The following is a 25,707-nucleotide window of genomic DNA, read 5'->3' on the forward strand; positions in this document are numbered from 1 at the left end:
AGAGCACGAATCACGGTCGTTCCAAAGTCTTGTGAACGAGGCCGAGTCGATTCAGGCGCTGAACCGGGTGCGCAGTGAGGGCATGGTCGGGGTCGAAGCGATCGACTATTCGCCGTTCAGCGACGAGTACATCGTACGGACGCAACGTTTCGAGGATGGTCAGCAAGAGGTCGTGGCGTTTAGCGTAGCCGTACAGCGGCGCTTAAACGAGCTTCGGTTGCGGCCGCGTGCGGTGCGTGGAAAGCGAGTCGTGAGTGAGGGTGAGGACGACGTTACGGCGCAGGCAGACAAGTCGCTTCGGACGTCGATCGAGCGGTCGAAGCGGATGATTCGCAAGCGCTGCAAGCAAATTCGTGCGGATCGAATGTTGACACTTTCAACCAGACTGAATGAGACGCGTATAGAGGTGTGGGCGCGGTGGTGGGACGCGTTCCGGCGTCGGTTGAACAAGCTGCAAGACTTCCACTACGTCGCGGTGTTGGAGCGGCAAGAGCGGGGCGCGTGGCACATCCATGTGGCCGTGCATGGGCGTCAGAATTGGAAACTGCTGCGCTCGATCTGGCTGTCGGTGATTTCGAAGGACGGGACGGACGGCACGGTGAACGACAGTATCGGCCGCGCGGAGTGCCTGTTCCGGAAGGTTGGCGGCAAGGGGCGGGCGATGCGTCATCGGATCGCTACGTATATCGCCAAGTATGTCGGTAAAGGGGCGCACGATGCCGGATTCAATAAAAAGCGGTATTGGACAAGCAAAGGCATCGTGCTGCCGGAAGTGACGACGTATGCGCACCTTGGGGCGGAATCGTCGCGTGGTGAGGCTGTCGCGGCGGCATACGCCTGCGTTGATGCCAATGGAGCGGATTTCGACGGCGCTCAGCTATTTTGGAACCGTGGGATCGGCGTGTTTTGGATGGCGACCGGCAACACGGTTTGCAGCGATCCGATCTAGAGGCGGTCTCGCTCCAGCGATTAACGGAAAGTTCCCTCTCCGCCGCCTCAACTTCTTGAATGAGAGTCTGCTCAGTATTCAGCGTGTGGGGGGGGTAGAGGGGCAACTTTCCCCCTCGCTCGATTACGCCTGCAACTTGAACCCGAAGGCCTTGTTGATCGCGTACCGTAGATCTCTGGGATGCTCATGAACCTGTATCGCTGTATCGACCTCATTCTGTAGGGCGGCGGGACACGGATCGGTGCTCCCTGGCCGCACCAGTTTGGACCACTTAAGATTCTGCCCTTCCAGATAAACCAGGAAGTGTTTGATATACGAGCGGTACCTCGTGGATACCGCGAGCGCGTCGTACAATTTGGCGTGTTCGAGCTCCTGCAACACGGGTACATTGGTTCCCGATTTTGCCCGCAGGTCGAAATTGAAGGCTTGGTTCAGCGCAGCCCGCGCAGAGTGATTAACGCCATAATCGTCGATGAGTGTATTGACCACGTGCTCAAGCGCGCGGGGGCGCCGATCGGTGTTCCCGGGTGGCACTAGTTGCGACCACTCAATACCCAGCTTGTCCAGATGCCACTGGACGGTTTGGATAGCTCTGCGGTGAGTCGCCGAGGTCGACGGATTCAGCGCGGCCATCAAGTTGGTGTGTTCGTGCACCACGTCGTGTGTGCGCGCTGCCGTCCTTGTGGCCTCAGCCGGTCGAGTCGCCCCAGTATTGAGGTCCATGAAGTTCCAGTCGTAAGCTGCGTTCATGTTGTAATTGGACGTTGCATTGGTGGCGGCCTCGCGTGAACCACGGTTCAATGGTTGTAGCCCTTGAAGGTGGGGCGCTGCACTATGATTGGCGCCGGATGCTCTTTGTGTAGGTGTCGTCGCCCCGGTATTGAGCTCGGTAAGATTCCAGTCGTAAGCGGCGTTGGCGTTGTAATTTCTATTGACGTCCATCTCGATTCCTAGCAGTACGGGTAGTGAAGATTTGCGCATCCCGACCAGTAGTCCAGAGGAAATTTGCTCTTGCGACGTTCAAAGATCTGTCGAGACCGGCAGCAGCGTAATCGGACGATGCATCCAGGTGGTGCGGGTTCGCGAATGACTGAGCGAAATTGCGATGCAGTCGGCGTTCAGGAAATTCTTTGCGGATGTCGGATGTTCAAATGTGAATGAAAGGTACGTAACAAAATGTTGCAAAAAGCGCCGCCGTCGTTTCGTGTTTGCTACTTTCCTTCGCTTTTGCGCCATGATTCAGCTTGAATTGTGGGAGCGGCCTGCGTTGTCGCCGGCCGATCTTGCGCGGGTCGTTGGTGAGATACGGAATCTCTACTGGGGCATTCGAAACTTTCGGCGTAGCGTGAATGATGCTCGGCATCGGAGGATTTATCGTCAGATAGCGGTACAAAAAAAACGCCTGCTTGAGGCAGGCGTAACGAAGCGGGAAATACTTGACCTACTAGCTTGTTGCCGGTCGAGGCTTTGCCGTGGAAATGGTTGCCTTGATTGCCCGGAGCGATCGGCGCAGCATCGCCATCGCACTTGACATAACGTGAATTATCACCGGTCACGATGTAGGTCCCAAGTTCAGATGTCGCGTTTGGGGGTGCGGCGGAATTCTTGGACTATCAGGAGCTAGTCCATGTACTCATACGAAGAACGCATCCGAGCAGTCAAGCTCTACTTGAAGCTTGGAAAGCGCCTTACCGCGACCGTTCGTCAACTTGGCTATCCAACAACGAAATCGCTCGAACGCTGGTATCAGATGTACGAGCGATGTCTGGACTTGCCGAAGAAACGTATCTGCCTGAGGCCGCGCTATTCGGTGGAACAAAAGCAGGCGGCCACGGACCACTTTATGACCCATGGCCAGTGTCTGGCAGCAACGACGAAGGCCTTGGGGTATCCGGGACGCGGGACGCTCGTCACATGGCTTGATGAGCTGCATCCTGAGCGAAAGAAACGCGTCCTCGGTAAGGCTTCGGGTATTCGGCATACACCAGAGCTCAGGCAAACAGCGGTCATCGATCTGTGCACTCGACGAGGAAGCGCAGACGAAGTTGCCAAAAAGATTGGCGTGAGCCGCCCAACGTTGTACAACTGGAGAACTCGGTTACTCGGTCAGGAGGCTGTTTCAACCATGACACGCCGCAACGATTCGCCTCAGAGCTCCGAGAAGGCGACGCTGGAGCAGCAGGTCGAATCACTCCGACGAGACATCCGAAAGCTCCAGATCGAACACGACATCCTGAAGAAGGCCAACGAAATATTAAAAAAAGGCCTGGGCATCAACCCGCAACTCCTGACGAATCGGGAGAAGACAGCGCTGGTTGATGCCCTGAAACAGACCTACACGCTATCGGAGCTTTTTGCCCAATTGGGGCTCGCACGCAGCTCCTACTTCTACCACCGGGCACGGATACAAACTGCCGACAAGTATGCTGGCGTACGCCGTGCCATCGCAGACATCTTTGAGCTGAATCACCGCTGCTACGGATATCGTCGAGTCCGCGCTGCACTGGGCAGGCAGAAGGTCTTCATCTCGGAGAAGGTCGTTCGGCGGTTGATGAAGCAGGAGCAGCTAAGCGCAGCCACAACGAGGCGACGTCGATACGGATCCTATGCCGGGGAAATAGGTCCGGCTCCAGAAAACCTGATCAATCGGGATTTCCGGGCCGCAGCACCGAATGAAAAATGGCTCACAGACATCACGGAGTTCCAGATTCCTGCCGGTAAAGTCTATCTGTCTCCGGTCATTGATTGCTTCGATGGACTGGTGATCAGCTGGTCGATCGGTACGCGCCCCGACGCCGAGCTTGTAAATACGATGCTCGATGCCGCCATCGAAGCAATTGGAAGTAGCAACAGCCGGCCTGTGGTCCATTCAGATCGCGGCGCGCACTATCGCTGGCCAGGTTGGCTTACTCGGATACGCAAGGCCAATCTGACGCGCTCAATGTCGCGCAAGGGGTGCTCGCCCGATAACGCGGCGTGCGAAGGTTTCTTTGGACGGCTGAAGACGGAACTGTTTTACCCTCGAGACTGGCAGACCGTCAGCACCGACCAATTCATTGCGGTCGTTGACTCGTACATTCGCTGGTACAACGAGAAACGGATCAAGATCTCGCTTGGTGCACGCAGTCCGATCGAATACCGAGCAAGCCTCGGGCTGACCACATAAACCAGTCCAAGAATTCCGCCGCACCCCCTTCTGGCTATTTACAGATGTCGTGTTTGCGACTGCCAGGCATCCTGCACGACACGTTGCGCCGCCACAGGAAACGTGATGCGCACGCCGAAGCCTGCTCCATCCAGCGTCGATGTAAGCCAACCGACCGTCTAGCGTTGCCACGATACGCGCGACGATGGACAGCCCGAGGCCGCTGCCGCTTTCGTCATGATCCGAGCCGCGGAAGAATCGATCCTGTAGTCGCGGAAGGTTCTCATTAGCGACGCCGGGGCCGTCGTCGCGCACCTCGACGCAAATCGTGTCGCGATCTCGCCACGCCGCGATTTCGACGCGACCCTGCCTGCGACCGTACTTGATTGCGTTATCGACAAGGTTGTCGAGCAGCACGCGCACCCACGCCGGCGGCACATGTGCGACAACCGGCCCGTCGACACGCGTCACCAGCGACATCTGCTTGCGGTCCGCGTGCGTTTGATGGTCGTCCAGGCACGTTTGCACGACGCGCGCGAGATCGACGTCCTCGCCCGGCACCGGCATCGCCTCGTCGAGTCGCGTGAGCGCGAGCAACTGATCGGCCAGATGCGTGCTCCGGTCGACGCCTTCGACGACCCGCTGCATCGCGCGCCGCTGACGCTCCGGATCGCGTGCGGTGAGCGCCACCTGCGCCTGAACCTTCAGCGCGGCAAGCGGGGTCTTGAGCTCGTGTGCCGCGTCGCTGGTGAACGCGCGTTCGCGATCGAGCGCACCGCGCAGGCGCCCCAGTAACGTATTGAGGGCGGCAACCAGCGGCCGCACTTCTTCCGGAATTCCCTTCGTGCCAATCGCTTCGAGGCTGCCGGGGGAACGAGCATCGATCTCTTCGGACAGCGCGCGCAGCGGTGCAAGACTGCGGCCGATCGCAAACCAGATCAATGCGGCCAGCACCGGCAGCGCGAATGCGAGGGGTCGCGCGATGCGGCGCGCCACCTCCGCAGACAGATCGGAACGGTGCGTGCGCTGCTCGAAGATGCGCACGGTACGCCCGCGCACGCGATCCGTCAGTACGTACGCGTGCCACTTCGAATTGCCGAACCGGACCGGGCTCGACGCCGCGACCGGCAACGCCGGGAGATGCTCGGCGGCCAGCCCCGGGCTCGCGGCCAGGATACGCCCGCCTGCGTCACTGACCTGATAGAGCATCCGTGGCGATGCATCGTTGTCGCCGTCGTTGTCCTGAGCCGAACGGAGCACGGTATCCGCATAGCCTGACAGATCGGCCGCGTCGAGCACGACGAACGCCCTTGCGATCTGCTCGATGCGCGTCTCGTCCCACTCCTCTGCTTCGTGAACCGCCTGGCGATAGCTCGACACCAGCGAGTACGCCCAGATCGCGACGACTGTTGATTTCCACCGAATCTTGACCCACCGTTTTCATCTAAATCTGACCCACCCCGAGACAGCGTAGTACATCTATTCCGGTGTGGATAACTCCTCACTGCCTGCTGCTTTTGCTGCTCTCTTTCTGGTTGTCTTCGCCTTGGCAGAACTGGACTTGAAGCGCCAGGATTCATTGCCCGTTTCGACGATGTGGCAGTGATGGGTGACGCGGTCCAGCAGCGCCGTCGTCATCTTTGCGTCCCCGAACACGGTCGCCCACTCGCCGAAGCTGAGGTTGGTGGTGATCACGACACTCGTGTGTTCATACAGCTTCGAGAGCAAGTGGAACAGCAATGCGCCACCGGTCTGGCTGAACGGCAGGTAGCCCAGTTCGTCGAGGATCACCAGGTCGACGTACATCAGCTTATGGGCGATCTGGCCTTGTTTTCCGATGGACTTCTCCTGCTCCAGTGCGTTGGTCAGCTCGACGGTCGAGAAGTAACGCACGCGCTTGCCGTGGCGCTGCACGGCCTCAATTCCGATCGCTGAGGCGAGGTGCGTTTTGCCGGTGCCGGGGCCACCGATGAACACGACGTTGTGTGCGCCTGCGAGGAACGACAGGTCACTGAGTTCTCGAACCAGCGCTTCGTCGACGTGTGCCTGCGCGAAGTCGAAGCCCTTCAGGTCGCGGTGAGCCGGGAAGCGAGCGGCGGTCATCTGGTAGGCGATCGAGCGCACCTGTCGCTCCGCCGTCTCAGCCATCAGCAGTTGCTTCATGAAGCGCTCCGGGGCGAACTCCGTGTGACGCGACTGCGCCAGCAGCTCTGGCCAGGTGCTCGCCATACCATGCAGTTTGAGCCCCTTGAGTTGGGCGGCGATGTCGTTAGACATGACGGTCCTCCGGTGGGTTGGCGCGCAGGGTTTCGTAGCGGCTCACGTCGGCGGCCGGCTCTTCGGTAAGCTGGAGTTTCGTCGTCGCGAGGTTGGTGCTCGTGGTGGGTGCCTTCAACCGGCTCAGCACGTTCAGAACGTGCTCCCCACTGGGGCGTCCCGAGTCCAGCGCTGCCTGCACGGCAAGCAGCACGGCATCGAGTCCGTGTTCGCGCACCGCGGCGAGCACCTGCGTCATGATGCGATCGCCTCCCGGGTGCTTCAGTAGGTGCCGCTGCAACTGCTGCAGCGGCTGTGGCATCGTGACGAACGGAGCGCCGTTGCGCAACGCGCCGGGTTTGCGCTCAACCAGCGTGATGTAATGGCGCCAGTCGTAGAAGGTCATGTGCCGCTCGAAGCTGCGTTCGTGGCGTGCGATCTCCTGGGCGTCGGCGACGACGCTGAGATATGCCGGATAGCAGCGCACGCTCACCAGCTGGTTCGTGTACTCGGTGGGCACGCTGTAGCGGTTGCGCTGGAAGTGGATGAGGCTGGTCGACGACACCCGCAGCGTCTGCTCGACATAGCCGTCGAACGGGCGTGGATTGGGCATCAGCCTGGTGCGCTCGTCCTGCAGCACGTCCTCGACCGTCAGCTCGGGCCACTGCGGGTGCCGCATCTGCCAGGCCTGACGACACTGGCCCGCGACCCATTCGTTCAGAAGCTCCAGCGTTTCCCAGCGTCGTAGCGCAGCCTCGTGCCAGATCTGGCGGCGCCGGTCCTGCACGTTCTTCTCAACGATGCCCTTCTCCCAGCCGGCGGCACGGTTGCAGAATTCCGGCTCGAACAGGTAATGGCCGCACATTGCCTCGAAGCGGGCGTTGACCGCGCGCTCCTTGCCGCGGCCGACCTTGTCCACGGCGGTCTTCATGTTGTCGTAGATGCCGCGGCGCGGCACGCCGCCGAACGCGGCGAATGCGCGGGCGTGCGCATCGAACAGCATCTCGTGACTCTGGGTCGGATAGGCGACCAGCCAGAACGCCCGGCTGGCATTGAGCTTGACGTGGGCGACCTCCAGGCGTCGCCGCAACCCGCCGATGAAGGCGTATTCGCAGCTCCAGTCAAACTGGAAGGCTTCGCCGGGTTCGAAGGCCAGCGGTACATAGGCCTTCCTGCGCGGTGCTGCAGCCTGCTCCTCGTGCCAGCGTCTCACGAAGGCGCTGACGCGGCCGTAGCTGCCGGCATAGCCCTCGCCGCGGATGGCCTCGAACATGAACCGGGCCGTGCGCCGGTCACGCTTCGGGCGATGACTGTCTGCCCGCAGCCAGCCCGTCAGTTGCGCGGCCCACTCGTCGACGACGCTCGGGCTGACGCGCTTCGGGTACTTCGGCTCAACGGCATCCGTCTGCCGAAGCCAGCTGCGCACCGTGTTCCGGGACAGGCCCGTGCGCCTCGCAATCTCGCGCAGCGGGACCTTCTCGCGGAAATACATCCGCCTGATCTTGGCCAATATGCCCACCGTGATCACCTCTGTATCCCCTGCTCAAAGATTGAGCAGGGCATTCAATCACGTGGGTCAAAATTCGATGAAAACTACAGCCTCAGGTGGGTCAGTTCTGCGTGGACATCAACACGCGACGACACCCGCGAGCACCAGCAAGGTCAGCCGTTGCCGGATCGAGCCCGTCACGGCGCCTTCTCCACGACGTAACCGACGCCGCGGATCGTGCGGATCAATTCCGCGCCGAGTTTCTTGCGCAGATTCGACACATGCACTTCGATCGCATTGCTTTCGATCTCCTCGTTCCAGCCATAGAGACTGTCCTGCAACTGCGCGCGCGACAGCGGACGCCCCTGATTCGCCAGCAGTTCGACGAGCAACGCGCATTCTCGCGTCGTCAGCGAGATCCGTTCGGTGCCGCGCGTCACCGTCATCAATCCGGGATCGACGATCAGGTCGCCGTATTCGATCGTATCGGTACCGCGGCCCTGCGAGCGTCGCACGAGCGCACGACAGCGGGCAATCAGCTCGATCAGGTCGAACGGCTTGCCGAGGTAGTCGTCGGCGCCCGCGCTCAAGCCGCTGACGCGGTCGGCGACCGTGTCGCGGGCGGTCATCACCAGCACCGGCGTGTGGTCGCGCCGCTTGCGAATCCAGTCGAGCAACTCGGTTCCCGACATGCGTGGCAGGCCGAGATCGAGCACGACGAGGTCATACGGCGTCGTTTCGAGCGCGAGCTGCGCATGCCTGCCGTCGTGCGCCCAGTCGACCGTCATGCCCGCTTCGATCAGACCGTCTTCCACTCCGCTGCCGATCAGCTTGTCGTCTTCCACGAGTAACACCCGCATGGTGTCGCGTTCCTGTTCGTCCGGACATGGCGTCCATGCGCGCACGATAACCGCACGTGCGGGAACGCATCAAGCGGCGCATCGAAAAATCCGGCCCTTAAGAATCCGTTAACGTGCGCGCCCTATGGTCGCGCTCACCGATACCAGCAACCGATCGACGACCATGCACACCCTACCGTTCCGACTGCGTTTTTGCACAACGCTGGGCCTGCTGCTTTCACTGGCGGCGGCGTCCGCGTGCGCAGGCGAAATCAAAACGCTGATGACGGACATGAAGCACGCGATGCGCGGCGCGATGGAAAGCCGGACGATTCCGGAAATGAAAGGCTACGTGACGCGACTCGAAAGCGACGCACAACTCGCGAGCCGGCAGCGCTATCGCGACGATCAGCCCACTTACGACGAAGGCATGCGCACGTTGCGCGACGAACTCGTCGCCGTTGATCGCGCGATCGAAGCCGACGATCTGTCGGCCGCGAAGCAGGCGTTGCGGCGAATCGACGATTCGAAAAAGCGCTATCACGACCTGCTCGGCTGACCCCGGCCACGTACGCTTTCGACACTGAACAGGCATCCCCGTCATGAAAACCGTTACCCGATATCCTCTGTCGATCAGCTTGCTGCACTGGCTGCTGGCCATTGCCCTGAGCGGCAACCTGACCGTCGGCTTGCTGCTCGACGACAACGAAACGCTGGTCGACCTGCACAAGTCGATCGGCATCGCCGTTCTCGTGCTCGTGGCCATTCGCATCGCGAATCGGCTGCGCATGCGGCGCCGGCTGCCGCCGTCCGTCAATCCGGCTGGCTCGCTGAACCGGCTCGCGGAACGCTGCGTCCACGGGGCGCTGTACGTGCTGATGCTCGCCATTCCCCTGCTCGGCTGGATGAAGACGAACGCGGCCGGACACCCCGCCAGCTGCTTCGGGCTCTTCTCGCTGCCGACGCTGGTGCCCAGGAGCCGCGAGCTGTCGCACTGGCTCGGAGAACTGCACGCGCTGACGGCTTACGGACTGGCCGCGCTGGTGGGATTGCACGTGCTTGGCGCGTTAGCGCACAAGCTGCTCAAGTCGGAGAACGTGTTGCCGCGCATTCTGCCGCTGCCGGCGCGCGCCGCCCGGCCGAGGATGCCGTCCGGCGACCGGAATTGAGGGCGGCCACGGGACCACGCACCGCGTTACCGGTTGACGCGGTCAGGTCTGATGAATAACGCCCGGGTCCGCGACCATCGAGTCTTCGACAATGCAGCGTCGCCCGGCACGGCCACGACGAAGGGGCTTGACGGAAGTCAACCCCGCGGAAGCCGCCCGCGCGAACAATTGCCGTGTACACGAACATCGGTGGCGACCGGGAGACATTCATGAATACCAGCGCTTCGATCGTCGAGGCAATTCCCGCTCCGTGGCGGGTGCTGATCGCCGTCGACGGATCGACTGCATCCGCATATGCACTCGCGTACGCGAAAGCGTTTCTCCCGGCGAACGCCGCAGTGCACATCGTCAGCGTGGCGGAAAACCCGAGAGCGCTCGTCCCGCTCGGCTCGAAGACGCTGGCCTTCCTCGAATCGGCGCGTGACGAGCTGCTCAGAGACGCATCCGATGCGCTGTTGCGTGCGCAATCCGCCATCGCACGAGACGACCTCGCCATCGACACGGAAACCGTCGACCTGGCCACTCGCGGCGGAGATGTGGTTCATGCGCTGGCCGACTGTGCGCGCGTCTGGCAGGCCGATCTCGTGATGGTCGGCGCACGCCAGCATCACGGCCTGCCCGGCTGGGTCGAAGGAACGGTATCCGGCCCGCTCGGCAAGCTCGTCGGTTGCCCGCTGCTCATCGTTCCGGACGGCTTCGCGTCGGTTGCCGAACAGCTGCCGCGGCGCATGCTGTTCGCCGTCGACGGAAGCCCGATCGCGTTCAACGCATTGCAAACGGCGTTGAAGTTCGCGCGACCGGACACCGAATTCCGGACGATACACGTGCTTGATCGCCCCGTATCGCTGGGTGATTTCGTCCCGGTCGAGACGCTGGAAACCGCATTGATCGGCGAAGGCAATCGCGCGCTGCAAAAGGCCGCCGCTCTGCTCGGCGACAGGGCCGGGCGCGCGGGATCGCAACTGATTCAGACGGACCGGACGGGCGCTGACGTTCCCGGCCTGATCGTCCGCGACGCCGTCGAGTGGAATGCCGACATCATCGTCATGGGCACTCACGGGCGCCGCGGCGTCACGGGGTGGCTCGTCGGCAGCGTGGCCGGACGCGTCGCGCGCATCGCCAAGACGCCGGTCCTGCTCGTGAACCCGCCGCATGCGTGACGCGTCGTCTCGTCACGCATCCGCGCCGACTGCGTGAAACAGTTCCTCCTCCTGCGCGCAATGCAGGCGGACGATCGCCTCCAGCCCGTACAGCAGGCGTTGTATCGCCTGCACCTGCATGGCGTTCGTTCCGTCGCGCGGCAGGTCGGCGACCATCTGCCTGAGCGATCGGACCATCTTGAAGATCTCCCGGTGGGCACCGCTCATCGCCGCTAGCGGATCCTCGCCGCCGAGCAGCGGCGCAAGGCGCGCGTAGACGTCGCGGTCGTCGGCGCGCTCGTGCGGCAGCAGCCGTTGGTCCAGCGCGTCGACGACGTCGACAAGCTCGCGGACGATGACGGCCGCCGATAGTTGCGGCAGGCGATCCGCGAGGTCCGTGATTCGATCCAGCAACGGCGACAATGCCGTGTGCTCGCGCTTGAGCTGCTCGACGTCGGCATCGGTCAGCCGTGCCTGCGTCGGCCCCGAACGCGCGAGCAGAACGCGTAACGCGTTGACGATGACGACGACGTCGATGACTTCCTGAATCACCGCACCGGCAATCGGCTGCAGCCATCCCGCCGCTGCGATCGCCATCGCGACGACCGACAGCGACATGCCGATCAGCACGCTCTCGAGCGCGATCCGGCGCGACCGACGCGCGATGCGCATCGCATCCACGAGTCGATCCAGCCGATCCACCAGCAAGACGACGTCGGCTGCCTCGGATGACGCGGCCGCGCCCCGCGCACCCATCGCAATGCCCACGTCGGCCGCTGCCAGCGCCGGTGCGTCGTTCACGCCGTCGCCGACCATCATCGTCACGCCGTCCTTGCGCGCCGCCTGGATCGCCACAAGCTTGTCCCCCGGCGCCTGTTCGGCGCGCACGTCGGTGACACCAAGCAGTTCGCCGACGGCCTGGGCAATGTCGCGCCGGTCGCCCGTCAGCATGACGAGGCGCTCGATGCCTTCGCGCTTGAGCAGCCGCAACGCCCGCGGCGTGTCGAGCCGCACCTGGTCGGCCAGTTGAATCGCACCGACCATGGCGCCGTCGACGCCGACGAATACGGCCGCGCCGCCCTCGCCGCCGACCCGCTTCAGGAATGCTTCGCTCCAGGGGGCAACCGTCGAGCGCGCACGGACGTACTCGAACTGCCCGATCGCGACGCTCAGGTTACCGACCCGGCCGGTCACGCCCTCGCCCGCCGTTTCCACGACGTCCGTTGGCGGCGACAAGTCGATCCGGCGCTCTCGCGCCGCGACCGTCAGCGCATCCGAAATGACATGGCCCGACGCCTGGGCCAGCGACGCCGCGACGCGCAGCACGTCGTCGGTGCCGGCACCCACGCCGCCTTCGATCGCAACGATGCGCGCGCGCCCGCCCGTCAGCGTCCCGGTCTTGTCGAAGAACAGGATCGTCGCTTGTGCGAGCCGCTCGAGCGCGCCCCCGCCTTTGACGAGGATCCCGCGCTTCGAACAACGCGACAGGCCCGACACGATGGCGACCGGCACGGCGAGGATCAACGGACAAGGCGTCGCGACGACGAGCACGGCGAGCGCGCGCGTGACATCGCCGGTCAGCAGCCAAGCGACGCCGGCGACGAGCAGCGATGCGAGCACGAAGAAGGCGGCATAGCGATCCGCGAGACGTGCGGACGGACCGCGCTCGTGTCGTGCGCGTTCGACCATGCGGACGATGCCCGCGAACGTGCTGTCGCCTGCCGTGGTGCGGGCGACCATTTCGAATGGCGCGCCGGCATTGACCACGCCGCTGCATGCGTTTTCCCCGGCGCGCCGCCGCTGGGTAGCCGACTCGCCCGTCAACATGGATTCGTCCAGTTCCGCGTCGCCGGTCAACGTGCCGTCCACGGGCGCGCATTCGCCGCTGCGCACGAGCAGCCGGTCGCCCGGGACGATGGCTTCCGGCGCGACGGCTCGCCATTCGCCATTCTCGAACCGGGTGGCCTGCCGCGGGGCTCGTTCGAGCAGCGCGGTCATCTCGCGTTGCGCGCGGTCTTGTGCATAGCGCTCCAGGGTCCGGCCGCTTGCAAGCATCAATGCGATGACCGCGGCAGTCAGCGTTTCGTCGAGCACGATCGCCAGGCCGATCGCGAGCCATGCAAGCACGTCGATGCCGGCCTGCCGTTTTGCCACCGCCTTTGCAAGCGACAACGTCAATGCCAGCAAGACCGGCACGGTTCCCAGCAGCCAGGCGAGCCGCGCGAATGAAGGCCGGCCGACCGCCAAGCACATGCCCCCGGCAGCGAGCGTGGAAGCAGCCAGGATCAGCAACCCAAGATCGATCGACCAGCGGATTCGGGACATGATCATCGTTCCGATCGCCGCGCACGGCGGGCGCCGCGTGCGGTTCCGGTTGGGGACGGTGTGGCATCAGTCTAGGAAACGCCGCGGTTCGGCCCTTGACCTGCGTCACGGCGAAGCGCGTCGCGCGAACGACCGGCACGGCGCGTTGCTTGACGTGTATCAAGCGGCCGGCGCCTTTCGTCAGCACAATCGAAGCGTGACGCCCGATGACGTGGAGCCGATATCGTGCTGACGCTGGCCCTGCTCTTTTTGCTGATTCTCCTCCTGAATCTCATCCCGGCGTTTGCGCCGCCCACGTGGATGGCGATGTCGTGGGTCGGGTTCAACCTGCCCGACGGCAATCCGCTGGTCTTTGCCGTCGTGGCGGCCGGCGCGGCGACGACCGGCCGCGTCATTCTGGCGACCTTCGCGAGATCGCTCTTGCGCTCCCGCTGGATACGGGACTCGGACCGCGAGAACATCGACGTCGCCACGCGGTGGCTGCGCAAGCACCGTACGCTCACCGCCGGCGCGTTTTTCTTCTATGCGTTGAGCCCGCTGCCGTCGAACTATCTGTTCATCGCATACGGATTGTCCGGATTGCCGCTCAGGATCATCGCCGCGGCGTTCTTCGTCGGTCGCGTCACGACCTATGCGATTTGGGCACATGTCGGCCGCTTCGCGTCGACCCGGCTGGACGTGGAATCCGGGCTGGAAGGCTCCTACCTCGGCGGATACTTCATCGTCACGCAACTGGTGCTGCTCGGCGTCGTATTCGCGTTGATGAAGCTCGACTGGCGCGCGCTCCTCGACGAGCGCCGGCTGACGTTCAGGCGCGGCCATCCTCCGCGCGGCGCCGAATGACGCCCGCATGCGCGCCGCGGCGCCTGCCGGCCATGCATCCCGGGCGTGACTTCGGCGATGCGCTCCCGCCTGCGCAGATCGACGTGGGTCGTCACGTTCGGCACGCGGCGATGCCGCATCACACGCGCGCGCGCATCGACGGCGATATCGTGCCCTTGTGCGACGGTTGGATCGGCGTCGATGTCGAGATGCGCGTCGACGAGGATCGGGTCGCCGGTGCCACGAGCACGATGCGCACGATCGAGCGCGCTGCCGGCGGCTGTCAGTCGTCGTCTCGGGCAACGCCGGCGGCACGACGGCCCGTGTCCGTCGCGACAGCCGGGTCCGCTTGAGCAGGCTGCGGTGCTGCCTGCCATTGCGTCCACCACCAGCCGATCACCGCTGCCGCCATCACGATGGCGATCCCCCACCACGCTCGCCGGATGCCGTCGACCGGCGCACCGCGCTTGTAGCCGGTCACCATCGCGCCGGCCAGATTCTCGCGATGCAAGAAGCTGCTGACGACAACGGCAGCGACATGGACGACGACGAGCGCGAGCATGGCGCTCGCCGCGCCCTCATGAAGATCGCCGAAGGAATCGCCGTTTCCGGTGTAGGCCATCCAGCCGGTCATTCCGGTGACGACCGTCATCGCCAGCATGGCGACGATCGCCACCGCGCCGGCCGGGTTGTGGCCGACGTGACGTTCGGGCCGGGCATTCGCCACGCTCAGAACGTAGCGGAACACGGCAGCCGGCGAACGCACGAACGACGAGAACCGTGCATGACGCGTGCCGGCCACGCCCCATACGAGGCGAAACGCGACGAGCGCCAGCATCGTGTAGCCGAATGCGACGTGCATCAGTCGCCATCGCTCGCTGTCGGCGGTCAGCCACGCACCGGCGAACGCAATGGCGGTCAGCCAGTGGAATGCGCGCACCGGCGCGTCCCAGACCAATATGCGCGCGGACTGCGGGCGCGCCGGTTCACCGTGTGCTCGGGATGCGGACGAATCGTTCATCGAAATTTCCTTTGTCGGCTTGCGCATGACATGCGGCGCAATTCGACGGCCGCTTCACCGCGGGGCTGCGCCACACGGACGCAGGAACCTCGTCATGCGTGGCGACGAACCATGCCGACCGCGTGATCCTGTCTTCCGGCGGCCGGCGCGCCGCGGCGCCCGTCGCCGCGTGTGACGTCAGCCACGTTTCCAGTTGCCCGAGCGTCGTCGGGTCCAGCGTCGCATCGGCGCCGAAATGACGGTCGAGACCGTTCAGGATGCGCCGCCACGACTCGGCCGGGAGCGCCCCGGGCGGATAGGCGACATGGCAGGTCGCGCACTCCTGCCGGTACTTCGGCAGCAACGGAGTCGCGACGCCGCGCATTTCGTCTTCCGCCCGCGCCATGCACGGCACCAGCGACATCAGCAGCATCGCGAGCATGCTTGGTCGTACATGCTGCCGCGCGGCGAGCCCGAGGGAAGATGTTGCCGGTTCGATGTCGTTCATGATCGTTCGCCGTCAGGGTTTCAGACTCATGAGCCAGCTCAGCACGTCGGCCTTCTCGGCCGCCGAGCATTCGCGTCCGACGACGTCCTTGCAGTTCCTGTGGAACCACTTTTCCGTCTTGGCGCCGTCCGTGAACCGGGCCGGGTTGAAACCGGGCGCGAGCGGCTCGATGCCCTTGCCGGTAACGACATGTCTGCCTGCGCCGGTCGGCGTGCCGCCATGGCAGGTCGCACAGCTCCAGTCGCGCCCATGCCGGGACGTGAAGAACTGCTGACCGCGCGACGGCACGGCATCCACGCCTGACTGTGCCGTGTAGCCGGCCAGCAACTGCGCCGGCGTTTCGGCTCCGGCGCCTGTGCTGGCGGCAACGCACACGGCGGCCCCCAGGCAGGCCCGGCAAAGCATGCGAACCGGGTCGGATATGCGCATCGTGGTTCTCCTGAGCGATGCGTTCATCTTCGTGCGAATTCCTTATCGGATTCTTAACGCACTGATGCCGGACCGCATCGCGAGTGCGATGCCGGCGGCCGGTCCGGGAGTTGCACCGGGTTCGACCGCTGTTGCTGCGAGCATTCCGCCAGCCGGTCATTCCACATTCACGCAAGTCAAGACCTCGACATCCGGCGTTTGAATCGATACGCGTATGGGACTGGATGTCGAATCCGCCGGACCGGCCAAGCGCACGACAACGACAGCAGAAGCAGGCGGGCGATCACGCGCAAAGGCCATGGCAACCTGGTGGAACGTTTGCCGCATTTTTGCCATCGCGGCGTGCATGCCGCCGAGCCAGATCAGCGATCGCTCGCACGCGGGCGAGATCGCGCACGGCTCAGGCTGTCCGCGGGTTTGCCTGCGCAACCAGTTCGGCGTGAATTCGCTCGACGTCGTCGCGCGTGCACAGCGCCGTCCCGGGACGTTCGACCGATGCCGCCGACGCCGCCAGCGCATAGCGGCATGCATCGTCGAACGGCACGCCGCGCGCGAGCGCCCAGACCATGCCGCCGACGAAACTGTCGCCGGCGCCGACCGTGCTGCACACCGTTGCAGGCCTGCCGGGCAGGCGCAGCGCCCGATCGCGCGTGACGACCCATGCGCCGCGCGCGCCGAGCGTCAACGCGACGATGTCGGCCTGGCCGCGCGCGACGAGCTCGCCGGCCTTCCGGCATGCCGACGTCTCGTCGAGCGGTTCGCCGGCCAGCGCGCTCAGCTCGCCGAGACTCGGCTTCACGAGATAAACCCCCGCTTCGAGCGCCGCGTGCAGCGCCCGGCCCGCAGCATCGACGACCACCCGGCTGCCGCGCGACTTCGCCGTCCGCGCGAGCGTCGCGTAGAGATCGTCGGGCGCGCCGGGCGGCAGGCTGCCACTCAACACCAGATAGCGCGGCGGCGGCTGCAACGCGTCGATGCGCGCCGCGCAGTCGCGCCACTCGGCCTGCGTGACGAGCGGCCCCGGCATCAGGAAGCGGTATTCGCGCGCTGTCGAGGTTTCCGTCACGCAGACGTTTTCACGGGTCTCGCCGGCGATCCCGATACGCAGCGCGGGCAGGCGCTCGGCTTCGAGCAGGCGGGCCAATACGTCGCCGGTCGGCCCGCCGGCCAGGTACAGCGCGACGCAGTCTCCGCCGAGCCGGCAAATGGTGCGGGCAACGTTGATCCCGCCGCCGCCCGGGTCGCGCCGCGGCCGCGCGCAGCGCAGCTTGTGCGTGTCGACGATGTGCTCGACGGACGTCGCGACATCGACGGCCGGATTCAAGGTGACGGTAACGATGTCGGTCATGATGGATGGCTTGCGGTCGACGGCATGCGCGCCCTGCCGGCTCGTGCGACGCCCGGCGGCGCGGCGAATCCCGACAGCCGACGGATGCCGGACGTGGTTCCACGTTACATTCGATGCCGGCCGCCGCGTTGACCGCGGTCAAGCCGGGCCGCGAAGGCGCGCCGTGGCGCTCGACCACCGACGCGTCCGGCCAAACTCATGCAATGAAGCATTCGTCGTCGCCGAGCCTCGCCATGGACGGGCAGCCGCTCTGCACGACCGTGTTCGCCGAACGCCATGCGCAGCCGCGCGAAACATCATGCGCGGCCGTATTCCCTTACGTCGCCCGCCCGCCGTCGCTCGCCGAACCGGTCGAGCTGCGCGTGCAGGTCGGGCGCGCGGCGTGCGCGACGCGCGCTCGACCAGAAGCCGGTCGCAACGGTCAGGCGACGGTCAGCCGGTCGACGACTTCCCGAACGCCGCGCACCGATCCCGCCGGACCGCACGCGGCGCGCCGTTCGGCGAGCGACGCGACCGTACCGGTCAACGTGACGATGCCGTCGGCCGCTTCGATCGAAATTCCGGCGGATTCGCGCTGCGCGCGCCGCGCAAGCGCTTCGGCGATCCGGGTGCCGACGTCCGGCACGGTGTGGTCGGCACGCACGCGAATGCGGTTCGCCACGCCGACGACGCCGATCATCCGGCTGACCACCTTTTCCGCCGCGCGGCTCTGGAACGCGTGATCCACTTCGCCGTCGAGGGTCACACAACCGTGATCGACTTCGACGCTGATCTTGTGACCGCGCAATGCGTCCTGCCAGTTGAGCGCGAACGTGATCGCGATCGCCAGCGCCTGGTCCGCGCACGCGTTTTCGGGTGGTGCGACGTTCATTTCGAGCACGAGCGCGCGTGCGTCGGCGACGTGCAGCGCCGTTTTCTGCGCCTCGAGCTTTTGGGCCCAGCTGTCGACGGTGCCGCGCAGCGTCACGATCCGGTCGTGGACCTCGACGTCGATCCGGCGCGCGTCGATCGCCGGATTCCAGAACAACGCCTGCTCGACATCCTGCTTGAGTGCTGCATCGGACTTCATGTCGGTCTCCCGTCGCTACGCGCGCCGATCGCGAAGGATGCGACCGCCGGCGCGCCGTGCCGGATTGAGCATCGCGCATGGCGCCAGCGGTGGCTTGACGCGGATCAATCGTCTGCTGCGTGACTCCAATTGCACGCAGGCATGCACATGCGTAATTCGTCTGTTGATGCAGATCAACGGTGCTTCGCAGCGCGACTCGATCATGACGGCAGACGCTGCGAATGCCGTGGCAACGTAAACATCGGGCACCGAGCCGGCAGCGCGCCCTCCCGGGAGATCGTCATGAACCGAAAGCAGTTTCGTTACGCATTGGCGACGCTGAGCGTGTTCGTTGCGCTGGCGTCGCTCGCCGGCATCGTGCACGGCATGCTGTTCGACGAGCGGGTGTTCAGGTATTCGATCGGCACGTTGATCCTGAGCATCGTGTCGTTCGTCGTGCTGCTCAATCTCGCGCCGGGCGAGGGCCCGTAGACGAAACATCGACTGCGCAATCCGCGCCGCGCGTGTCAAGCGAGGGTTCATTCGAAACGCATTCCCGCCGCAGTGACCCAGATCAAGGGAGCGCGCGGCAATCGTCGGATATAAGTGAACCCTGAGCGGCGTCGCCACGACGGCAGCGCCTTCCCGTATTCCCGTATCCGATGAGGCATCCGATGCGCGTTGTCGCGCTTGCCCCGCTGTGTCAGCCTGCGTGTGCGTCTGCACTGCGCTCCCGTCTCGTCGCGCTGGCGGCGAGCGCGTGCCTGCTGTCGGGATGCCTGTCGTTCGCGCCCTCCGACGATCGTCCCGCCGCGCCGATTCCCGCCGCGTTTCCCGATCCCGCGGCGCGCGCAGCGCCCGTTTCGAACGCGCCGCCTGCCTGGCAAGACTACTTCGTCGACGTGCGTTTGCGCGCGTTGATCGACCAGGCGCTCGCGAACAACCGCGATCTGCAGGCCGCCGTTGCGCGCGTCGAACAGGCGCGCGCCGTCTACGGCATCCGCGCTGCCGATCAGTGGCCGACGATCGGCGCCGGTGCGGCCTATGCGCGGTTTCGAACTCCGGGCGGCTTCCTGACCCCTGCGCCCGCCATCGGCCAGCTCTACGAGATTCAGCTCGCCGAGACGCAATGGGAGATCGATTTCTGGGGCCGCGTGCGCAACATGAAGGAAGCCGCGCGACAGCGCTTTCTCGCGAGCGACGCGGCCCGGCAAGCGGTGGCGTTGAGCGTGATCACCGGGGTCGCGAACGCGTATCTGTCCCTGTGCGAGATCGACGAGCGGATCGCGCTGACGCAGGCGACGATCGATACGCGGCGCGAATCGCTGCGTATTTTCCGGTTGCGTCACGCGGCCGGTGCGATTTCGCGCCTGGACCTCACGCAGTCGGAAATCCTGCTGCAGCAGGCGGAGTCGCTTGGGACGCAGTTGCAGCAGGCGCGTGCGTCGGCCGCCGATGCACTGGCATTGCTCGTCGGCGCGACGCCGGATCTGGCCGACACGCCGCTCGCGCTCGACGATGGCGCCGTGCTGCCGGCTCTCGCCCCCGGCCTGCCCGCTTCGCTGCTGTTCCGGCGTCCGGACGTGATCGCGGCGGAGCACGAATTGCAGGCAACGCGCGCGAATATTGGCGCGGCCCGCGCCGCGTTCTTCCCGCGCATCGCGTTGACGAGCGCGATCGGTTCGGGAAGCAGCGCACTGCACGACCTGCTGTCGTCCGGCGCGGGCGTGTGGTCGGTGATTCCGAACCTGACGCTGCCGCTTGTCGACGGCGGCCGCAACCGGTCGAATCTCGCCCTCGCGCGCGCGCAGCGCGACGAAGCCCTGGCCAACTACGAGAAGACCGCGCAGCGCGCATTCCGCGACGTATCCGATGCGCTCGCCGCGCGCTATTGGCTCGCCGACCAGGTTGCCATCGAACGCGCGACGCTCGCGTCCCAGGCCGAGCGGGCGCGTCTCGCGCAGCTGCGCTACGACAACGGTGCAACGCGCTTTCTCGAAGTGCTCGATGCGCAACGCGACCTGATGAACGCGCAGCAGCAGTGGGTGATGACGCGTCGCGCATTGTTGTCGAGCCGCGTTGCGCTGTACGACGCACTCGGCGGCGGCACGACCGACGCCGGCGGCGCCAGCGCCGAGCGCGGCCACTCTCCCGGCGATTCGGGCTCCAGATAATGAAAACCATCAAGCACCCTCTTCTGATCGGTACCGGCGTGGCCGTGCTCGCGCTCGGCGTCGCCTGGTACGGCTGGACGCGCTGGCGGGACGCACGGGCGGATGCCGGGCTCGTCAGCGGCAACGGCCGCATCGAAGCGACCGAGATCGATGTCGCGACCAAGTTGCCGGGGCGGGTCACTGCGATGCTCGTCGACGAGGGAGACTTCGTGACGGCCGGTCAGCCGCTTGCACGCATGGACGTCGTCGTGCTGCGCGCGCAGCTCGACGAAGCGCAGGCACGCGAACAGCAGGCGGTGAACACGGCCGCGAGCATCGACGCGCAGGTGGCCCAGCGCCGCAGCGACAAGGCCGCGGCGGCCGCGCTCGTCGTGCAGCGGGAAAGCGAGCTGGACGCCGCGATGCGACGGCTTGCGCGTTCCGAAACGCTGTCGCGGGACGGCGCGTCGTCGCTGCAGGAACTCGACGACGATCGGGCACGCGCGGGCAGCCTGCGGGCGACGGTGAATGCGGCGCGCGCCCAGGTGGAAGCCGCCCAGGCCGGGATCGACGCAACCCGGGCTCAGCTCGTCGCAGCGCGCTCCGCAGTAACGGCCGCGCAGGCGACGGTTGCACGCGTGCAGGCCGATATCTCGGACAGCGAGCTCACGTCGCCGCGCGACGGGCGCGTGCAGTATCGCGTTGCCGAACCGGGTGAAGTCCTGCCGGCAGGCGGCAAGGTGGTCAATGTCGTCGACCTGTTCGACGTCTACATGACGTTTTTCCTGCCGGAAACGGTCGTCGGCAGAGTTCCGCTCGGCGCCGACGTGCGCATCGTGCTCGACGCGGCGCCGGAATACGTGATCCCAGCCCGCGTGTCGTATGTGTCGAGCACCGCGCAATTCACGCCGAAGACGGTCGAGACGGCGACCGAACGGCAGAAGCTGATGTTTCGGGTCAAGGCGCGCATCGACCGCGATCTGCTGCAGCGCCACCTGAAGCTCGTCAAGACCGGCCTGCCGGGTGTCGCGTGGCTGAAGACCGATTCGCACGCTGCATGGCCTGCTCGCCTCGCGATCAAGGTGCCGCAATGAAGGCAACGGCGCCCGTCGAGACGGATGCCGGCGCGGCCGACGATCCGCCGGCATCCGTGCAATCGGGCCTGGTCGCGCGGCTGGCGCGCGTATCGTTGCGCTACGGCGATACGTACGCGCTCGACGACGTAACGCTCGATATCCCCGCCGGCCTCATGATCGGGCTGATCGGGCCGGACGGTGTCGGCAAGTCGAGCCTGCTCGCGCTCGTGTCGGGCGCGCGTGCGATCCAGCAGGGTCGCGTCTGGACGCTCGACGGCGATCTGTCATCGCGCCGCCATCGCGCACGCGTGTGCACGCGCATTGCGTATATGCCGCAAGGGCTCGGCCGGAACCTGTACGCGACGCTGTCGGTCGACGAAAACCTGCAGTTCTTCGCGAGACTGTTCGGCCATGATGCGGCCGAGCGACGCCGCCGCATCGACGCGCTCACGCACAGCACCGGCCTTCATCCGTTCCTCGACCGCCCTGCCGGCAAACTGTCCGGCGGCATGAAGCAGAAACTCGGCCTGTGCTGCGCGTTGATTCACGATCCCGACCTGCTGATCCTCGACGAACCGACAACCGGTGTGGATCCGCTATCGCGCGCGCAGTTCTGGGATCTGATCGAACGCATCCGCGCCGCACGTCCGGCGATGAGCGTGCTGGTGGCGACCGCCTACATGGACGAGGCACGGCGCTTCGACCGGCTGATCGCGATGGACGCCGGCCACGTGCTGGCGACCGGCAGCCCCCGCGAACTGCTCGCGCGCACCGGTTGCGACACGCTCGAAGCCGCGTTCATCGCGTTGCTGCCGGACGCGCGACGGCACGGGCATCAGCCGATCGGGCTGGCGCCGTTCGAGCCCGGCGCAGCCGACGATTATGCGATCGAAGCCGACGGGCTGACGATGCGCTTCGGCGATTTCGTCGCCGTGGACCATGTGAGCCTGAAGATCCGTCGCGGCGAAATCTTCGGGTTTCTCGGCTCCAACGGCTGCGGCAAGTCGACGACCATGAAGATGCTCACGGGCCTGCTGCCCGCATCGGAAGGCACGGCGACGCTATTCGGCCGCCCCATCGCCGCAAACGACATCGACACGCGCCGGCGGGTCGGCTATATGTCGCAGGGGTTTTCGCTGTACGGCGAGCTGACCGTCAGGCAGAACCTCGTGCTGCATGCACGCCTGTTCGGCGTGCCGGAACGGGACCTGCCCGCGCGCATCGACGAAATGGTCGGGCGCTTCGGGCTCGCCGGCGTGCTGGACGCACTGCCGGAACGCCTGCCGCTCGGCATGCGGCAGCGGCTTTCGCTTGCGGTGGCAATGGTTCACAAGCCCGACCTGCTGATCCTCGACGAACCGACTTCGGGCGTCGATCCCGTCGCGCGCGACGATTTCTTGCGGCTGATGATCGAACTCGCGCGCAACGATCGCGTCACGATTTTCATTTCGACGCACTTCATGAACGAAGCCGCGCGTTGCGACCGGATCTCGCTGATGCACGCGGGCCGCGTGCTGGCGAGCGCGGCGCCCGACGAGCTGGTCCGCGTGCGGGGCGCCGACACGCTCGAGGCCGCATTCATCGGCTACCTGACCGACGCGCAGCGCGCGGATGGCGCCCCGGCGGACGCGTCGTCGAGCACGGACTGGCTCGCGCCGCCGGATGCGCGCGGTTCCGCTCGCGGCACCGTATGGTTCAGTCCCGCGCGCGCCGGCAGCTACCTGTGGCGCGAACTGCTGGAACTGCGTCGCGACCCGCTGCGCGCGACGCTCGCGCTGTTTGGCTCGCTCGTGCTGATGTGCGTGGTCAGCATCGGCATCAGTCTCGACGTGGACAACCTGACGTTCGCCGTGCTCGATCAGGATCAGTCGATGCTCAGCCAGGACTACGCGCAGAATCTCGCGGGCTCCCGCTATTTCGTGCCGCGCGCACAGCTGGCCGACGATCGCGACGTCGATCGCCGCATGCGCAACGGCCAGCTGTCGCTGGCGATCGAGATCCCGCCCGGTTTCGCCCGCAACGTCGCGCGCGGCCGGCACGTGGAGATCGGCGCGTGGGTCGACGGCGCGATGCCGATGCGTGCGGAAACGATCCGCGGCTACGTGGCCGGCATGCACGAAAACTGGCTGCGCGATCAGGCCCGGCGCCGCCTCGGCATGTCGCTCGCACCGGCCGTCGATATCGCGATCCGCTATCGGTACAACCCGGACGTCAAGAGTCTGCCCGCGATGATCCCCGCGATCATGCCGATGCTGCTGCTGATGCTGCCCGCGATGCTGACCGCGCTCGCCGTCGTGCGGGAACGCGAGCTCGGATCGATCGTGAACCTGTACGTGACGCCCGTCACGCGTGCGGAATTCCTGCTCGGCAAGCAGGCGCCGTACGTGATGCTCGCCATGCTGAATTTTCTGCTGATGGTCGTGCTCGCCGACGTCGTGTTCGGCGTGCGCATCAAGGGAAGCTTCGCGACCCTGGCTGCCGCGGTGCTGATCTTCAACGTCGTCGCCACCGGCATCGGGCTGTTTGCGTCGACGTTCACGCGCAGCCAGATCGCAGCGATTTTCATGACGATCGTCGGCACGCTGATTCCGGTCGTGCAGTTCTCCGGCCTGCTCACGCCGCTGTCGTCGCTCGAAGGCAGCGGCAAGTGGATCGGTACGGTCTATCCGGCAACTTACATGCTCGCGATCAGCCGCGGCGTCTACAACAAGGCGCTCGGTCTGGCCGATCTGTCGTCCCGGTTCTGGCCGCTGCTCGCCGCCGTGCCGGTGATCATGGTCGCGACCGGCCTGCTGCTGCGCAAACAGGAGCGATGAGCGTGTCGCGCCTGCTCGCCATTTACCGGCTCGGCATCAAGGAACTCTGGAGCCTCGCGCGCGACCCGATCCTGCTCGCGCTGATCGTCTACACGTTCAGCGCGTCGATCTACGTGGCCGCCACAGCGCGCCCCGAAACGCTGCACAAGGTGCCGATCGCCGTCGTCGACGAAGACGCGTCGCCGCTGTCGGCGCGCATCGCCGCGGCCTTCTTCCCGCCGCAATTCACACCGCCGCCGATCGTCGACGCAAGCGCAGCCGATCGCGGTCTCGACAACGGCGATTACACGTTCTCGCTCGACATCCCGCCCGACCTGCAGCGCGACGTGCTCGCGGGCCGCCATGCGACGATCCAGCTCAACGTCGATGCGACACGCATGACGCAGGCGTTCACGGGCAGCGCGTATGTGCAGCAGATCGCGGCGGGCGAGATCGACGCATTCGCGCGGCGCTACCGCGGCGCGCCGTTGCCGCCGGTCGATCTCGCGATGCGCATGCGTTTCAACCCGAATCTCGACGAAGTGTGGTTCGGTGCGCTGATGGAGCTGATCAACAACGTGACGATGCTGTCGATGATCCTCACCGGCGCCGCACTGATTCGCGAGCGCGAACACGGCACGATCGAGCATCTGCTCGTGATGCCGGTCACCGCCGCCGAAATCATGCTCGCGAAGGTCTGGTCGATGGGGCTCGTCGTCACGATGGCGGCCGTCGCATCGCTGACGTGCGTCGTGGGCGGCGCGCTGCACGTGCCGATTCCCGGCTCCATCCCGCTGTTCGTGGCCGGAATGGCGCTGCACCTGTTCGCCACGACGTCGATGGGCATCTTTCTCGCGACGCTGGTGCGCAGCATGCCGCAGTTCGGGATGTTGCTCGTGCTCGTGCTGCTGCCGCTGCAACTGCTGTCCGGCGGGCTCACGCCGCGCGAGAGCATGCCGCTGGCCGTGCAGGACATCATGCTCGCCGCGCCGACCACGCATTTCGTCGAGCTCGCGCAACGCATTTTGTATCGCGGGGCCGGCGTCGATGCGGTGTGGCCGCAATTCGCGGCGCTGTTCGCGATCGGCGGCGCGCTGTTTGCGTTGTCGCTGATGCGATTCCGCAAGACGATCGGCCAGATGGCCTGAGCGGCCAATTGCGCGCGTAGCCGCAATCCGTCTGTTGATACAGATCAACCGCGCCGGCAGCCGGCGCGC

General features: G+C 65.4%; 24 protein-coding genes and 2 pseudogenes. 13 read left to right on the forward strand and 13 right to left on the reverse strand.

Features of this window, described 5'->3' with window-relative positions; translation table 11 throughout:
• Nucleotides 1–49: 49 nt before the first annotated feature.
• Nucleotides 50–949 (forward strand): rolling circle replication-associated protein, encoded by a 900-nt coding sequence (locus WK25_RS24390; protein WP_069243528.1) that lies wholly within the window; start codon nucleotides 50–52, stop codon nucleotides 947–949.
• A 123-nt stretch (nucleotides 950–1,072) separates the two neighbouring features.
• Here WK25_RS24390 and WK25_RS24395 read toward each other — a convergent pair whose 3' ends face one another.
• Together WK25_RS24395 and WK25_RS31845 are read right to left on the reverse strand one after the other, a co-directional pair.
• Nucleotides 1,073–1,891, reverse strand: a complete 819-nt coding sequence (locus WK25_RS24395) for a hypothetical protein (protein ID WP_156789096.1) — start codon at nucleotides 1,889–1,891, stop codon at nucleotides 1,073–1,075.
• Between the two features lie 205 nt (nucleotides 1,892–2,096).
• Nucleotides 2,097–2,312, reverse strand: a complete 216-nt coding sequence (locus tag WK25_RS31845) for a hypothetical protein (RefSeq protein WP_167432671.1) — start codon at nucleotides 2,310–2,312, stop codon at nucleotides 2,097–2,099.
• A 264-nt stretch (nucleotides 2,313–2,576) separates the two neighbouring features.
• Here WK25_RS31845 and WK25_RS24400 point away from each other — a divergent pair, with 264 nt between their 5' ends.
• The gene (locus WK25_RS24400; protein ID WP_069241414.1) at nucleotides 2,577–4,115 is read left to right on the forward strand and encodes an IS3 family transposase; all 1,539 of its coding nucleotides are present in this window, start codon (nucleotides 2,577–2,579) and stop codon (nucleotides 4,113–4,115) included.
• A gap of 38 nt (nucleotides 4,116–4,153) precedes the next feature.
• Here WK25_RS24400 and WK25_RS24405 read toward each other — a convergent pair.
• The 4 genes and pseudogenes from WK25_RS24405 to WK25_RS24420 all read right to left on the reverse strand — a co-directional run bounded on the left by WK25_RS24405 (nucleotide 4,154) and on the right by WK25_RS24420 (nucleotide 8,699).
• A pseudogene (locus WK25_RS24405) lies at nucleotides 4,154–5,519 on the reverse strand (ATP-binding protein).
• 54 nt (nucleotides 5,520–5,573) lie between these two features.
• Nucleotides 5,574–6,371, reverse strand: a complete 798-nt coding sequence (istB, locus tag WK25_RS24410) for an IS21-like element helper ATPase IstB (RefSeq protein ID WP_069240801.1) — start codon at nucleotides 6,369–6,371, stop codon at nucleotides 5,574–5,576.
• On the reverse strand, nucleotides 6,364–7,842 hold the full coding sequence (gene istA, locus WK25_RS24415; protein WP_249181359.1) for an IS21 family transposase: 1,479 nt from the start codon (nucleotides 7,840–7,842) through the stop codon (nucleotides 6,364–6,366). Before istA ends, istB begins: the two co-directional genes overlap by 8 nt.
• A 194-nt stretch (nucleotides 7,843–8,036) precedes the next feature.
• On the reverse strand, nucleotides 8,037–8,699 hold the full coding sequence (locus WK25_RS24420; protein WP_040141126.1) for a response regulator transcription factor: 663 nt from the start codon (nucleotides 8,697–8,699) through the stop codon (nucleotides 8,037–8,039).
• Between the two features lie 262 nt (nucleotides 8,700–8,961).
• On the opposite strand from WK25_RS24420, the gene WK25_RS24425 reads away from it, so the two are divergent.
• The 3 genes from WK25_RS24425 (at nucleotide 8,962) to WK25_RS24435 (ending at nucleotide 11,007) form a co-directional block, all read left to right on the forward strand.
• The gene (locus WK25_RS24425; protein WP_231748546.1) at nucleotides 8,962–9,237 is read left to right on the forward strand and encodes a cytochrome b562; all 276 of its coding nucleotides are present in this window, start codon (nucleotides 8,962–8,964) and stop codon (nucleotides 9,235–9,237) included.
• Between the two features lie 43 nt (nucleotides 9,238–9,280).
• A complete protein-coding gene (locus WK25_RS24430) occupies nucleotides 9,281–9,847 on the forward strand; it encodes a cytochrome b (protein WP_069242973.1) in 567 nt (188 codons plus the stop codon).
• 209 nt (nucleotides 9,848–10,056) lie between these two features.
• Entirely contained in the window at nucleotides 10,057–11,007 is a 951-nt protein-coding gene (locus tag WK25_RS24435; protein WP_069243529.1) for a universal stress protein, read from the forward strand.
• A 12-nt stretch (nucleotides 11,008–11,019) separates the two neighbouring features.
• On the opposite strand, the gene WK25_RS24440 is transcribed toward WK25_RS24435, so the two are convergent.
• Complete coding sequence (locus WK25_RS24440; RefSeq protein ID WP_069243530.1) at nucleotides 11,020–13,311, reverse strand: heavy metal translocating P-type ATPase; 2,292 nt, start codon at nucleotides 13,309–13,311, stop codon at nucleotides 11,020–11,022.
• Here WK25_RS24440 and WK25_RS24445 point away from each other — a divergent pair.
• Entirely contained in the window at nucleotides 13,310–13,543 is a 234-nt protein-coding gene (locus tag WK25_RS24445; protein WP_059546900.1) for a hypothetical protein, read from the forward strand. The genes WK25_RS24440 and WK25_RS24445 overlap by 2 nt on opposite strands.
• Nucleotides 13,537–14,154 (forward strand): hypothetical protein, encoded by a 618-nt coding sequence (locus tag WK25_RS24450; RefSeq protein ID WP_069242974.1) that lies wholly within the window; start codon nucleotides 13,537–13,539, stop codon nucleotides 14,152–14,154. The genes WK25_RS24445 and WK25_RS24450 overlap by 7 nt, the downstream gene beginning before the upstream one ends.
• A gap of 35 nt (nucleotides 14,155–14,189) precedes the next feature.
• Here the strand turns inward: WK25_RS24450 and WK25_RS30845 are convergent.
• From WK25_RS30845 to WK25_RS24470, 4 genes and pseudogenes are all read right to left on the reverse strand, one after another.
• Nucleotides 14,190–14,384, reverse strand: a pseudogene (locus WK25_RS30845) (cation transporter dimerization domain-containing protein); the annotation flags it as partial.
• Between the two features lie 32 nt (nucleotides 14,385–14,416).
• Nucleotides 14,417–15,154: a cytochrome b/b6 domain-containing protein gene (locus WK25_RS24460; protein ID WP_069242976.1), complete on the reverse strand. Its 738-nt coding sequence runs from the start codon at nucleotides 15,152–15,154 to the stop codon at nucleotides 14,417–14,419.
• On the reverse strand, nucleotides 15,120–15,641 hold the full coding sequence (locus WK25_RS24465) for a diheme cytochrome c (RefSeq protein ID WP_069242977.1): 522 nt from the start codon (nucleotides 15,639–15,641) through the stop codon (nucleotides 15,120–15,122). The genes WK25_RS24460 and WK25_RS24465 overlap by 35 nt, the downstream gene beginning before the upstream one ends.
• Nucleotides 15,642–15,653: 12 nt before the next feature.
• Nucleotides 15,654–16,046, reverse strand: coding sequence for a DUF1924 domain-containing protein (locus WK25_RS24470; protein WP_226208969.1), 393 nt, complete (start codon nucleotides 16,044–16,046; stop codon nucleotides 15,654–15,656).
• Between the two features lie 25 nt (nucleotides 16,047–16,071).
• Between WK25_RS24470 and WK25_RS31850 the strand changes: the two genes are divergently transcribed.
• A complete protein-coding gene (locus WK25_RS31850; RefSeq protein ID WP_167432672.1) occupies nucleotides 16,072–16,272 on the forward strand; it encodes a hypothetical protein in 201 nt (66 codons plus the stop codon).
• A gap of 198 nt (nucleotides 16,273–16,470) precedes the next feature.
• Here WK25_RS31850 and WK25_RS24475 read toward each other — a convergent pair whose 3' ends face one another.
• Both WK25_RS24475 and WK25_RS24480 read right to left on the reverse strand, forming a co-directional pair.
• Entirely contained in the window at nucleotides 16,471–17,418 is a 948-nt protein-coding gene (locus WK25_RS24475; RefSeq protein WP_040141134.1) for a 1-phosphofructokinase family hexose kinase, read from the reverse strand.
• 421 nt (nucleotides 17,419–17,839) lie between these two features.
• Nucleotides 17,840–18,487, reverse strand: a complete 648-nt coding sequence (locus WK25_RS24480; protein ID WP_069242978.1) for a BON domain-containing protein — start codon at nucleotides 18,485–18,487, stop codon at nucleotides 17,840–17,842.
• Nucleotides 18,488–18,769: 282 nt separating this feature from the next.
• Between WK25_RS24480 and WK25_RS24485 the strand changes: the two genes are divergently transcribed.
• The 5 genes from WK25_RS24485 (at nucleotide 18,770) to WK25_RS24505 (ending at nucleotide 25,638) form a co-directional block, all read left to right on the forward strand.
• Nucleotides 18,770–18,958: a DUF2964 family protein gene (locus WK25_RS24485; RefSeq protein WP_040139817.1), complete on the forward strand. Its 189-nt coding sequence runs from the start codon at nucleotides 18,770–18,772 to the stop codon at nucleotides 18,956–18,958.
• A gap of 182 nt (nucleotides 18,959–19,140) precedes the next feature.
• The gene (locus WK25_RS24490; protein ID WP_069242979.1) at nucleotides 19,141–20,640 is read left to right on the forward strand and encodes an efflux transporter outer membrane subunit; all 1,500 of its coding nucleotides are present in this window, start codon (nucleotides 19,141–19,143) and stop codon (nucleotides 20,638–20,640) included.
• Nucleotides 20,640–21,713, forward strand: a complete 1,074-nt coding sequence (locus tag WK25_RS24495; RefSeq protein WP_069242980.1) for an HlyD family secretion protein — start codon at nucleotides 20,640–20,642, stop codon at nucleotides 21,711–21,713. The genes WK25_RS24490 and WK25_RS24495 overlap by 1 nt, the downstream gene beginning before the upstream one ends.
• Nucleotides 21,710–24,511, forward strand: coding sequence for a ribosome-associated ATPase/putative transporter RbbA (gene rbbA / locus WK25_RS24500; RefSeq protein WP_069242981.1), 2,802 nt, complete (start codon nucleotides 21,710–21,712; stop codon nucleotides 24,509–24,511). The genes WK25_RS24495 and rbbA overlap by 4 nt, the downstream gene beginning before the upstream one ends.
• Nucleotides 24,508–25,638, forward strand: coding sequence for an ABC transporter permease (locus WK25_RS24505; protein ID WP_413169801.1), 1,131 nt, complete (start codon nucleotides 24,508–24,510; stop codon nucleotides 25,636–25,638). Before rbbA ends, WK25_RS24505 begins: the two co-directional genes overlap by 4 nt.
• The last annotated feature ends 69 nt before the right edge of the window (nucleotides 25,639–25,707 follow it).

It is taken from the genome of Burkholderia latens (genome assembly GCF_001718795.1).
GTDB lineage: Bacteria > Pseudomonadota > Gammaproteobacteria > Burkholderiales > Burkholderiaceae > Burkholderia > Burkholderia latens_A.

What these genes read in the sequence shown, in the direction of transcription:
- WK25_RS24395 (WP_156789096.1), bottom strand. Translation starts at nt 1,891, where the DNA reads ATGGACGTCAATAGAAATTACAACGCCAACGCCGCTTACGACTGGAAT.
- WK25_RS31845 (WP_167432671.1), bottom strand. Translation starts at nt 2,312, where the DNA reads ATGCCGAGCATCATTCACGCTACGCCGAAAGTTTCGAATGCCCCAGTA.
- WK25_RS24400 (WP_069241414.1), top strand. Translation starts at nt 2,577, where the DNA reads ATGTACTCATACGAAGAACGCATCCGAGCAGTCAAGCTCTACTTGAAG.
- istB (WP_069240801.1), bottom strand. Translation starts at nt 6,371, where the DNA reads ATGTCTAACGACATCGCCGCCCAACTCAAGGGGCTCAAACTGCATGGT.
- istA (WP_249181359.1), bottom strand. Translation starts at nt 7,842, where the DNA reads ATGTATTTCCGCGAGAAGGTCCCGCTGCGCGAGATTGCGAGGCGCACG.
- WK25_RS24420 (WP_040141126.1), bottom strand. Translation starts at nt 8,699, where the DNA reads ATGCGGGTGTTACTCGTGGAAGACGACAAGCTGATCGGCAGCGGAGTG.
- WK25_RS24425 (WP_231748546.1), top strand. Translation starts at nt 8,962, where the DNA reads ATGACGGACATGAAGCACGCGATGCGCGGCGCGATGGAAAGCCGGACG.
- WK25_RS24430 (WP_069242973.1), top strand. Translation starts at nt 9,281, where the DNA reads ATGAAAACCGTTACCCGATATCCTCTGTCGATCAGCTTGCTGCACTGG.
- WK25_RS24435 (WP_069243529.1), top strand. Translation starts at nt 10,057, where the DNA reads ATGAATACCAGCGCTTCGATCGTCGAGGCAATTCCCGCTCCGTGGCGG.
- WK25_RS24445 (WP_059546900.1), top strand. Translation starts at nt 13,310, where the DNA reads ATGATCATCGTTCCGATCGCCGCGCACGGCGGGCGCCGCGTGCGGTTC.
- WK25_RS24440 (WP_069243530.1), bottom strand. Translation starts at nt 13,311, where the DNA reads ATGTCCCGAATCCGCTGGTCGATCGATCTTGGGTTGCTGATCCTGGCT.
- WK25_RS24460 (WP_069242976.1), bottom strand. Translation starts at nt 15,154, where the DNA reads ATGAACGATTCGTCCGCATCCCGAGCACACGGTGAACCGGCGCGCCCG.
- WK25_RS24465 (WP_069242977.1), bottom strand. Translation starts at nt 15,641, where the DNA reads ATGAACGACATCGAACCGGCAACATCTTCCCTCGGGCTCGCCGCGCGG.
- WK25_RS24470 (WP_226208969.1), bottom strand. Translation starts at nt 16,046, where the DNA reads ATGCTTTGCCGGGCCTGCCTGGGGGCCGCCGTGTGCGTTGCCGCCAGC.
- WK25_RS24475 (WP_040141134.1), bottom strand. Translation starts at nt 17,418, where the DNA reads ATGACCGACATCGTTACCGTCACCTTGAATCCGGCCGTCGATGTCGCG.
- WK25_RS24480 (WP_069242978.1), bottom strand. Translation starts at nt 18,487, where the DNA reads ATGAAGTCCGATGCAGCACTCAAGCAGGATGTCGAGCAGGCGTTGTTC.
- WK25_RS24485 (WP_040139817.1), top strand. Translation starts at nt 18,770, where the DNA reads ATGAACCGAAAGCAGTTTCGTTACGCATTGGCGACGCTGAGCGTGTTC.
- WK25_RS24490 (WP_069242979.1), top strand. Translation starts at nt 19,141, where the DNA reads ATGCGCGTTGTCGCGCTTGCCCCGCTGTGTCAGCCTGCGTGTGCGTCT.
- WK25_RS24495 (WP_069242980.1), top strand. Translation starts at nt 20,640, where the DNA reads ATGAAAACCATCAAGCACCCTCTTCTGATCGGTACCGGCGTGGCCGTG.
- rbbA (WP_069242981.1), top strand. Translation starts at nt 21,710, where the DNA reads ATGAAGGCAACGGCGCCCGTCGAGACGGATGCCGGCGCGGCCGACGAT.
- WK25_RS24505 (WP_413169801.1), top strand. Translation starts at nt 24,508, where the DNA reads ATGAGCGTGTCGCGCCTGCTCGCCATTTACCGGCTCGGCATCAAGGAA.